This is a genomic window from Streptomyces sp. NPDC057010 (genome assembly GCF_042673805.1).
In the GTDB taxonomy this organism is placed as follows: domain Bacteria; phylum Actinomycetota; class Actinomycetes; order Streptomycetales; family Streptomycetaceae; genus Streptomyces.
Window position 1 is genome coordinate 25,571 of sequence record NZ_JBHUSC010000064.1, and the last position, 8,750, is coordinate 34,320.

At 74.4% G+C, this 8,750-nt stretch carries 8 protein-coding genes and 5 tRNA genes; 6 read left to right on the plus strand and 7 right to left on the minus strand.

Features of this window, described 5'->3' with window-relative positions:
- Positions 1-10 precede the first annotated feature (10 nt).
- On the minus strand, positions 11-832 hold the full coding sequence (locus ACFTXQ_RS32500; RefSeq protein WP_382647955.1) for an aminotransferase class IV: 822 nt from the start codon (positions 830-832) through the stop codon (positions 11-13).
- Positions 829-1,917 (minus strand): chorismate-binding protein, encoded by a 1,089-nt coding sequence (locus ACFTXQ_RS32505; protein ID WP_382647957.1) that lies wholly within the window; start codon positions 1,915-1,917, stop codon positions 829-831. Before ACFTXQ_RS32505 ends, ACFTXQ_RS32500 begins: the two co-directional genes overlap by 4 nt.
- Before the next feature lie 180 nt (positions 1,918-2,097).
- On the opposite strand from ACFTXQ_RS32505, the gene ACFTXQ_RS32510 reads away from it, so the two are divergent.
- From ACFTXQ_RS32510 to ACFTXQ_RS32530, 5 genes are all read left to right on the plus strand, one after another.
- Positions 2,098-2,170 (plus strand) — tRNA-Gly (locus tag ACFTXQ_RS32510).
- A gap of 41 nt (positions 2,171-2,211) precedes the next feature.
- Positions 2,212-2,285: transfer RNA gene (locus ACFTXQ_RS32515), tRNA-Cys, on the plus strand.
- A gap of 1 nt (position 2,286) precedes the next feature.
- Positions 2,287-2,358: transfer RNA gene (locus ACFTXQ_RS32520), tRNA-Val, on the plus strand.
- 19 nt (positions 2,359-2,377) lie between these two features.
- Positions 2,378-2,449: transfer RNA gene (locus ACFTXQ_RS32525), tRNA-Val, on the plus strand.
- A gap of 50 nt (positions 2,450-2,499) precedes the next feature.
- Positions 2,500-2,571, plus strand: a tRNA-Val gene (locus ACFTXQ_RS32530).
- Positions 2,572-2,643: 72 nt separating this feature from the next.
- Here the strand turns inward: ACFTXQ_RS32530 and ACFTXQ_RS32535 are convergent.
- The 3 genes from ACFTXQ_RS32535 to ACFTXQ_RS32545 all read right to left on the minus strand — a co-directional run bounded on the left by ACFTXQ_RS32535 (position 2,644) and on the right by ACFTXQ_RS32545 (position 4,400).
- Positions 2,644-2,940, minus strand: coding sequence for a zf-TFIIB domain-containing protein (locus ACFTXQ_RS32535; protein ID WP_382647959.1), 297 nt, complete (start codon positions 2,938-2,940; stop codon positions 2,644-2,646).
- A gap of 64 nt (positions 2,941-3,004) precedes the next feature.
- A complete protein-coding gene (locus tag ACFTXQ_RS32540) occupies positions 3,005-4,000 on the minus strand; it encodes a phosphotransferase family protein (protein WP_382647962.1) in 996 nt (331 codons plus the stop codon).
- 214 nt (positions 4,001-4,214) lie between these two features.
- Positions 4,215-4,400 carry a hypothetical protein gene (locus tag ACFTXQ_RS32545; RefSeq protein ID WP_382647965.1) on the minus strand — a complete coding sequence of 62 codons (186 nt, stop codon included), beginning with the start codon at positions 4,398-4,400 and terminating at the stop codon, positions 4,215-4,217.
- Between the two features lie 551 nt (positions 4,401-4,951).
- Between ACFTXQ_RS32545 and ACFTXQ_RS32550 the strand changes: the two genes are divergently transcribed.
- Entirely contained in the window at positions 4,952-6,139 is a 1,188-nt protein-coding gene (locus ACFTXQ_RS32550) for a protein kinase (protein WP_382647968.1), read from the plus strand.
- Positions 6,140-6,145: 6 nt separating this feature from the next.
- Here the strand turns inward: ACFTXQ_RS32550 and ACFTXQ_RS32555 are convergent, their stop codons facing one another.
- Together ACFTXQ_RS32555 and cobA are read right to left on the minus strand one after the other, a co-directional pair.
- Positions 6,146-6,964 carry a TrmH family RNA methyltransferase gene (locus ACFTXQ_RS32555; protein WP_382647971.1) on the minus strand — a complete coding sequence of 273 codons (819 nt, stop codon included), beginning with the start codon at positions 6,962-6,964 and terminating at the stop codon, positions 6,146-6,148.
- 42 nt (positions 6,965-7,006) lie between these two features.
- The gene (gene cobA, locus ACFTXQ_RS32560) at positions 7,007-8,230 is read right to left on the minus strand and encodes a uroporphyrinogen-III C-methyltransferase (protein WP_382647974.1); all 1,224 of its coding nucleotides are present in this window, start codon (positions 8,228-8,230) and stop codon (positions 7,007-7,009) included.
- Positions 8,231-8,750 lie beyond the last annotated feature (520 nt).

Consider the following 8,750-nt stretch of genomic DNA (forward strand, 5'->3'; position numbering starts at 1 on the left):
TCACCGGTGTTCACGGATCGAGGTCCGCGCCCGCCTTCGCGTCGAAGAGCCGCATCGCCTCGGCCGTGACGGGCCCGGGGGCCGTGCCGAGCTCGCGCGCGTCGATCCGTACGACCGCCTGGACGTCGCGCAGCGAGGAGGTCAGGAAGACCTCGTCGGCGCGGGCCAGGGCCTCGAACGGCAGGTCGGTCTCCTTGGCCCCGGACCACTCGACGACGAGGGCGCGGGTGATGCCGGCGAGGCAGCCGGAGGCCAGGGGCGGGGTGTGCAGCTCCCCGTCGAGGACGACGAAGACGTTGGAGCCGGTGCCCTCGCACAGCCGTCCGACGGTGTTGGCGAGGAGCGCCTCGGAGGCCCCGGCCCGGTGGGCGGTGGCGAGCGCGACGACGTTCTCGGCGTACGAGGTGGTCTTCAGGCCGGCCACGGCGGAGCGCTCGTTGCGGACCCAGTCCACCGTGACGACGGCGGTGGTGTCGGGGCGGCGGGGGGTCTCCGCGACGGCGGCGATCAGGGTGGGCCCGGACTCGCCGCGGTCGGAGCCGAGCGGGGAGACGCCGCCGGTGTAGGTGACGCGCAGCCGGCCGCGCTCCATCGGGTTGGCCTCCAGGACGGCCGCGCAGGCCCGGCGCACCTCGTCGAGGTCGGGGTCCGGCAGCCCGAGGCCCCGGGCGGAGCGGGTCAGCCGCTCCAGGTGGCGGGTGAGGGCGAAGGTCCGGCCGCCCTCCGCCTTGAGCGTCTCGAACACGCCGTCACCCACGGTCAGCCCGTGGTCGAAGACGGACACCTTCGCTCCGTCGACGTCCCGCAGCGCTCCGTCGAGCCAGATCCTCACCGTACGGTCCCTCCGCTCATCCCGTTCGTCCCCCGGGTGCCGGTCGCCTCCGGGGTGGTTCCCGACGCTACCCGCAGCAGGCGGGCGGCCTTCAGCTCGGTCTCCGCCCACTCCCGGTCGGGGTCGGAGCCCCAGGTGATCCCGGCGCCCGTGCCGAAGAGCAGACGGGGGCCGCCGGGGGCCTCGCGGTCGATCCAGAAGGTCCGGATGCCGACGGCCAGCTCGGCGGTGCCCTGATCGGCGTCGACCCAGCCGATGCCCCCGCAGTAGGGGCCGCGCGGGGCGGTCTCCAGGGCCTCGATGATCCGCAGGGCGGAGGACTTGGGCGCGCCGGTGACGGAGCCGGGCGGGAAGGCGGCGGCGAGCAGCTCGGGCCAGCCGGCGCCGTCGGCGAGCTCTCCGCTCACGGTGGAGACGAGGTGGACCAGTCCCGGGTGCTCCTCGACGGCGCACAGCTCCGGGACGGTGACGGAGCCGGTGGCGCAGACCCGGCCGAGGTCGTTGCGGACGAGGTCCACGATCATCACGTTCTCGGCGTGGTCCTTGGGGAGCAGGTCCGCGGCGGTGCGGCCGGTGCCCTTGATCGGGCCGGACTCCACGCGCCGGCCGGTGCGGCGCAGGAACAGCTCCGGGGAGGCGGTGGCGATCTCGACGCCGTGGGCGGGCAGCCGAATCGTTCCTGCATAGGGGGCCGGGTTGCCGCGCGCGAGCAGCGCGGTCAGGGCGTCGACGTCGGCCCCGGCCGGGTCCGGCAGCGGCGCGGACAGCACGCGGCAGAGGTTGGCCTGGTAGACCTCGCCCGCGGCGATGTGCTCGCGGATGCGGCGGACGCCGGCGACGTACCGCTCCCGGTCGAGGGAGGAGGTCCACTGGTCGGCGTCGGGGCCGTGCCAGGCACCGGGGACGGGCGCGGGCACCGGGTCGGGGCGTATGTCCCCGAAGCGCGCGCAGACGAGCCGGCCTTCGAAGTCGGCTGCCACGGCCCAGAAGCCGGTGGAGTCGAGTGCACCAGGGTCGCTGGTGACGTCTCGGAGGTCGGTGGCGAGGAGGCCGCCGAAGCGGGCCATGGGAGGCAGGTCGTGCACGGCTGCGAGTCTATGACCGGTGACGCGGCGGCGCCGGAGAGGTGACCGGCGGGTGACCGGTGGTGATCGAGCGGCAGCACGCTGCGGAAACGCGTTTTTGAGCTGGCCCGGGAATCCGCTAGAGTTCAACACGTCGCCAGGGAGCGAAGGGGAAAAACCCCGGAGCGAACACGGTGACCTGCGGACGTAGCTCAGTTGGTAGAGCACCACCTTGCCAAGGTGGATGTCGCGAGTTCGAGTCTCGTCGTCCGCTCGAAGTGGGGGATTTCTTCCCGAGAACCCCTGCAGCTCCATGGTGGAGTGGCCGAGAGGCGAGGCAACGGCCTGCAAAGCCGTCTACACGGGTTCAAATCCCGTCTCCACCTCCAAGGACGATTAGCTCAGCGGGAGAGCGCTTCCCTGACACGGAAGAGGTCACTGGTTCAATCCCAGTATCGTCCACTGATCCGCAAGGATCCCCGCGCGATTAGCTCAGCGGGAGAGCGCTTCCCTGACACGGAAGAGGTCACTGGTTCAATCCCAGTATCGCGCACGCAGTACCACGCACCACCTGCTTGACCTGCGGTTTCGCACCGTAGTCCCGCGCGATTAGCTCAGCGGGAGAGCGCTTCCCTGACACGGAAGAGGTCACTGGTTCAATCCCAGTATCGCGCACCGCCCGGAAGCCCCGGCCGTCTCGACGGCCGGGGCTTCCGTCGTCCCCGGAGCTGGGGCCGGGGCCGGGGCTCAGGAGGAGAAGAGCATCCGGCCGAAGCCGCCGCGGTGGTGGTGGCCGTGACCGTGGCCGTGACCGTGGTGCGGGGCGCCCCAGGCCGGAGCCGCGTGCTGGGCCGGGTAGGGCGCCGGGGGTGCGGCGGGCGGGGGCACCTGCCCGTACTGGGCGGTGTACTGGGACTCCAGGCGGGTCAGCGCCTCCAGCTCGCCGTAGTCGAGGAAGATGCCGCGACAGCCGCTGCACTGCTCGATCTGGACACCGTTGCGGTTGTACGTGTGCATGATGGCGTGACACTTCGGACACTGCATGCCGGTTCAACTCCTCGCCGTCGACGTGGCCACCGGATGCATGCCCGGTGGCGGGAAACTCACCCTACGACGGAGCCCCGGACTCCAAGTCGGCCGGGAGCATGGCTATTCGGACGCATGCGTCGACCATCAGCCGCTCCCCGTCGTCGAGTCGGCGGCCCGCCTCGGCCGCCTTGGCCAGGGCGAGCGCGGCCGTCTGTACGGTGAGCGCGCGGGCGGCGAGGTCGAGTTCCGGCCAGGGGTCGCAGCCGGGCGGACCGGCGGCCGGGCCGCCGGCGGCGCGGTAGGCGTCGAGGAAGCGCAGCCACTCCTCCGGGGGGAGGAGCCCGGCGGCGTACCAGGCGGCCGGGCGGGCGAGGTCCCAGGCGGGGGTTCCGAGGCCGAGGTCGTCCACGTCGATCAGCAGCCAGGGCCCCTCCGGGGCGGGGTGGCGGACCAGCTGCCCGAGGTGGAGGTCCCCGTGGCACAGCGCCCCGCCGGGCGGCGCCGCGGCCTCCCCGCGCGCCCAGGCCGGCAGCGTCAGGCCTGCGGCCCGCACGGCAAGCACATCGGGATCCCCGTTGCTCGGGACACACCCGATACACGCGGCGCTCCCGGCGCACCGGGCGTCTGCTCCCGGTACTCCCGGTGGGGGTCCCGTCAGCGCGCGGGCGAGACGGCGGAGGGAGCGGGCCACCTTGGCCGGGCCGCGCATCGGGGGGACCGGGCCGGGGAGGGCCTCCGGTGGGGTCCGGTGGAGGGCCGCGAGCAGCCGGGCGGCCGCCTCCCAGGGCGCGTCCTCGGGGCGGTCCGGGTCGACGGGGGTGCCGTACGGCCACAGTGAGACGTGGCGGCCTCGGAGGCGGCCGGTGCGCAGCGGGGGCAGCAGGATCCCGGCGAGCGGGGCGGCCCCCGCGATCCGCAGGCGCGCCGCGAGGGCGGGGGCGTCGCTGTCGGGGGCGTGCGCCTTGGCGACGAGCTCACCGCAGCGCACGACCATCCCGTCGGGGCGGTCGGCGAGCAGGGCCTGGGCCCCGCCGGAGCCGCCGGAGGCCCAGCACGCGAGCCCGTCCGGCGTCACCCGGCGGCCTGCGGGTCGGTGGGGAACCGTGCGTCGTTCATGGCGGGAAGGCTACGGCCAGGTCCGCGCAGCGAAAAAGGGTGCTGCCCGTCCGACTCCCCAGTCGTACGGGCAGCACCCTTCACCTGCCGTCCGTCGTCGCTCCCCCGTCCCCACGGGGTTCGACCGGCCGATGTCCCGGCCCGGGCCGCTCTTCCCGGGCCTGGGGCGCCGCTCAGCGCCCCAGCATCACGCCCACGGACGACGCCTGTGCCACGACCTGCTCGAAACCTCCGAAGACGAAGAGCAGGAGCGCGGCCAGGGGGAGCACCATGGCCGCGGCCACCAGCGGGTGGCGCGTGCCGGACTCATGGCCGTTGAACGCGAAAGCCTTGCGTCCCTGCCGTGCGATGTCCGCCATGGTCCTCTCCCTGTCGTTTGGCAGCGGCGGGCTTATGACCTCGGGGGACGAGTGCGCCACCCGCCGCTTGACTTCAACACTAGGCGGGCGCAAGGGCCCCGGCCTCATGCCCTCGTACCCATTGCCGGGCCTCCAGGAGGATGACGGCATCGGCCCCGCGTACTCCCCTGGGTGGAGACCGCTCACCCGTTGTAGGGGTCTTCCCGGAGGGGGTCACCGGAGCGTAGTGACTTCGCTCACTTCCGTCACTCCCTGTTCATGCGTGTCCGGGGGCGGGCTCTGGGCAAGATCGACTCGGGGGCGGGGTGCGCGCGGGCGCACGCGACCGGCCCGGGAGCCCGGCGGGCACCTCAATCCCCTTGCCGGGCGGGCCGATTGGCCGCCCCGGCCCCACCCCTGCCGGCACCCCGCGGAAGCGCTGATGCTCCCTCAAGTGTGCTGTCCCGCACTGACAATCGAATCCCCCGGCGAGGGCGCGGCCTCTGAGCGCGCATGCCGGATCGTCCGTAAGCTGTGCCACGTCAACAGGACGACCGGTCAGCGGGGTGGACATGGCGATGATGCGGCTCCGGCGCGAGGACCCGCGTGTCGTCGGCTCGTTCAGACTGCACCGACGGCTCGGCGCCGGCGGCATGGGTGTGGTCTACCTGGGATCGGACCGGCGCGGGCAGCGCGTGGCGCTCAAGGTCATCCGGCCCGATCTGGCCGAGGACCAGGAGTTCCGCTCCCGGTTCGCCCGCGAGGTGTCCGCCGCCCGGCGGATCCGGGGCGGGTGCACCGCACGCCTGGTGGCGGCGGACCTGGAGGCCGAGCGGCCGTGGTTCGCCACGCAGTACGTGCCCGGGCCCTCCCTCCACGACAAGGTGGCCGAGGAAGGCCCCCTGACGGCAGCGCAGATCGCCGCGATCGGCGCCGCGCTCTCCGAGGGCCTCGTTGCCGTCCACGAGGCGGGTGTCGTCCACCGCGACCTCAAGCCCTCGAACATCCTCCTCTCCCCCAAGGGCCCGCGGATCATCGACTTCGGGATCGCGTGGGCCACCGGGGCGAGCACCCTCACCCACGTGGGAACGGCCGTCGGCTCCCCCGGGTTCCTGGCGCCGGAACAGGTGCGCGGCGCGGCCGTCACCCCCGCCACGGACGTCTTCGCCCTCGGGGCCACCCTCGCCTACGCGGCGACCGCGGACTCGCCCTTCGGGCACGGCAGTTCCGAGGTCATGCTGTACCGCGTGGTCCACGAGGAGCCGCACCTGCACGGGGTCCCGGACGCGCTCGCGCCCCTCGTACGGGCCTGCCTGGCCAAGGACCCCGAGGAGCGGCCCAGCACGCTCCAGCTGTCGATGCGGCTCAAGGAGATCGCGGCCCGTGAGGCGCAGGGGCTGCCCGAGGGGCGGCCGCCGGCGCAGCGCGCCCGTACCGAGCGGCCCGCGGGACGGCCCGCCGAGGACTCCGCCACGTACGCCGACCAGCGCACGGAGCGCCGTACGCGCGGCGACACCGCCCCGCGGCCCCAGGGCGGGCCGCCCTCACGGCCCTCGTCCTCCCGCACCCCGCGCACCCCGGGCGGGCCCTCCTCCCGGCCGACCGCGGGGCGTACGGGCGGCCGCCCGGGCCCCCGGACGACGGGGACGGGGCGGCGCCCTTCGCGGCCGGACCCGAAGCTGATGCGGCAGCGGCTGATCGTGTTCGTCGTGGTGACGCTGATCGTGGCGCTGGGCATCGCGGCGGCCCAGAAGCTCTGACGCCGCCTACGCGGTCTCGCGGCCCTGGGCCACCGCGTAGAAGGCGACGGCGGCCGCCGCGCCGACGTTGAGCGAGTCCACGCCGTGCGCCATCGGGATGCGCACCCACTCGTCGGCGGCGACCAGCGCCTGCGTGGACAGGCCGTCGCCCTCGGCGCCGAGCATCAGCGCGACCCGCTCCAGGGACTGGGGCGCGGCCACGTCGATGGGCGAGGCCTTCTGGTGCGGGGTCAGGGCGAGCAGCTTGAAGCCGGCCTCGCGGACCGAGTCCAGGCCCTTGGGCCACGCGTCCAGACGGGCGTAGGGCACGGAGAAGACCGCACCCATGGAGACCTTCACCGAACGCCGGTAGAGCGGGTCCGCGCAGTCGGGCGACAGCAGCACCGCGTCCATCCCGAGGGCGGCGGCGCTGCGGAAGATGGCCCCGATGTTGGTGTGGTCGTTGACCGCTTCCATGATGACCACGCGGCGGGTCGTGGCGAGGAGTTCCTCGGCCGTCGGCAGCGGCTTGCGCTGCATGGAGGCGAGGGCGCCGCGGTGCACGTGGTAGCCGGTGACGCGCTCGGCGAGCTCGGGGCTGACGGCGTAGACCGGGGCGGGGAGCTCGTCGATGACGTCGCGCATGACGTCGACCCACTTGGCGGAGAGCAGCATCGAGCGCATCTCGTACCCGGCGTCCTTGGCGCGTCTGATGACCTTCTCGCCCTCGGCGATGAAGAGGCCTTCGGCGGGCTCGCGCCGGCGCCGGAGTTCGACGTCGGTCAGGCCCGTGTAGTCGCGCAGGCGCGGGTCGTCGGGGTCTTCGACGGTGATGAGATCAGCCACAGGGTGATACTGCCTTGTCCTGGGTGCGAAGCCAACGGCCTGTCAGACGCTGGTGGTGGGGGGAGTTCCGTTGACGGTGACGACCTCGCCGATGACGATGACGGCGGGCGGGCGGACCTCCTGGGCGCGGACCGTCTCGCCGACCGTGGCGAGGGTGGCGTCCACACGGCGCTGGGTGGCGGTGGTGCCCTCCTGGACGACCGCGACGGGGGTGTCGGCGGAGCGGCCGTTGCGGACGAGGGCCTCGGCGATCAGGCCGATCTTGTCGACGCCCATCAGGATCACCAGGGTGCCGGTGAGCTTGGCGAGGGAGGCCCAGTCCACGAGCGAGCGCGGGTCGTCGGGGCCGACGTGGCCGCTGACCACGGTGAACTCGTGCGCCACACCGCGGTGGGTGACCGGGATGCCGACGGCGCCGGGCACCGAGATGGAGCTGGAGATGCCGGGCACGACGGTGCACGGGATGCCGGCCTCGGCGAGGGCCTGGAGCTCCTCCATGCCGCGGCCGAAGACGTACGGGTCCCCGCCCTTGAGCCGGACCACGGCCTTGCCGGCCTTGGCGTGCTCGATCAGCGCGTTGTTGATGGCCTCCTGGGCCATGAAGCGGCCGTACGGGATCTTCGCGGCGTCGATGACCTCGACGTGCGGCGGGAGTTCGTCGAGCAGGTCGCGGGGGCCGAGGCGATCGGCGATGACGACGTCGGCCTCGGCGAGGAGGCGGCGGCCGCGCACGGTGATGAGGTCGGGGTCGCCGGGGCCGCCGCCGACGAGGGAGACGCCGGGGGTGTGGGGGCGGGCGGCGGTGAGGGTGCCGTCGCGCAGCCCCTCGACGACGGCGTCCCGTACGGCGGCGGAGCGGCGGGGGTCGTTGCCGCTCAGCACGGCGACGGTGACGCCCTCCACGCGGCCGGTGGCCGGCGTCCAGGCGGTGGCGGCCTCGGCGTCGTCGGCCCGGACGCACCAGACCCGCTCGCGCTCGGCTTCGGCGGAGGCGCGGTCGTTGGCCTCGCGGTCCCGGGTGGCGATGAGGGCGTACCAGGCGCCGGCGAGGTCGCCGTCCTCGTAGCGGCGGCGCTCCCAGTGGATCTCGCCGGTCTCGGCCATGGCGTCCACGGAGGGGGTGGCGGAGGGGGAGACGAGCAGGACGTCGGCGCCGGCCGCGACGAGCGCGGGGAGGCGGCGCTGGGCGACCTGTCCACCGCCGATGACGACGACGCGGCGGCCGGCGAGTCGAAGTCCTACGGGGTAGGCGGGGGTGTCGGCCATGGCGGTTGCGGCTCCTGGTGCGGCGGTGGATCTGCGGGGCCGCTGCGGCGCTGGAGCGGCTGGTTGACGTGGGGTTTCCCGGTGTCCGGCTCCACGATACGACCCGGGGGGTCGGGGGTGCCGATCGGGGCGGCCGCGCCGGGCCTCCTGGGGCTCCGCCGCGCGCCTCGCCGGCGGGGCCGGGGTGTGCCTCTCCGCGTGCGCAGGTGCGCCTCAAAGACCCGGGCTCCGCCGCGCGCCTCGCCGGCGGGGCCTGGGGTGTGCCTCTCCGCGTGCGCGGGTGCGCCTCAAAGACCCGGGCTCCGCCGCGCGCCTCGCCGGCGGGGCCGGGGTGTGCCTCTCCGCGTGCGCGGGTGCGCCTCAAAGACCGGGGCTCCGCCGCGCGCCTCGCCGGCGGGGCCGGGGTGTGCCGCGTGCGGCGCCGTTCCGGGGGCTCCGCCCCCGCGCCCCCGTGCCTCAATCGCCGGCGGGCTTCGGTGGTGCCCCCGGGCGGGGCCTTGACTGCCGGGGCGGTCCGTGA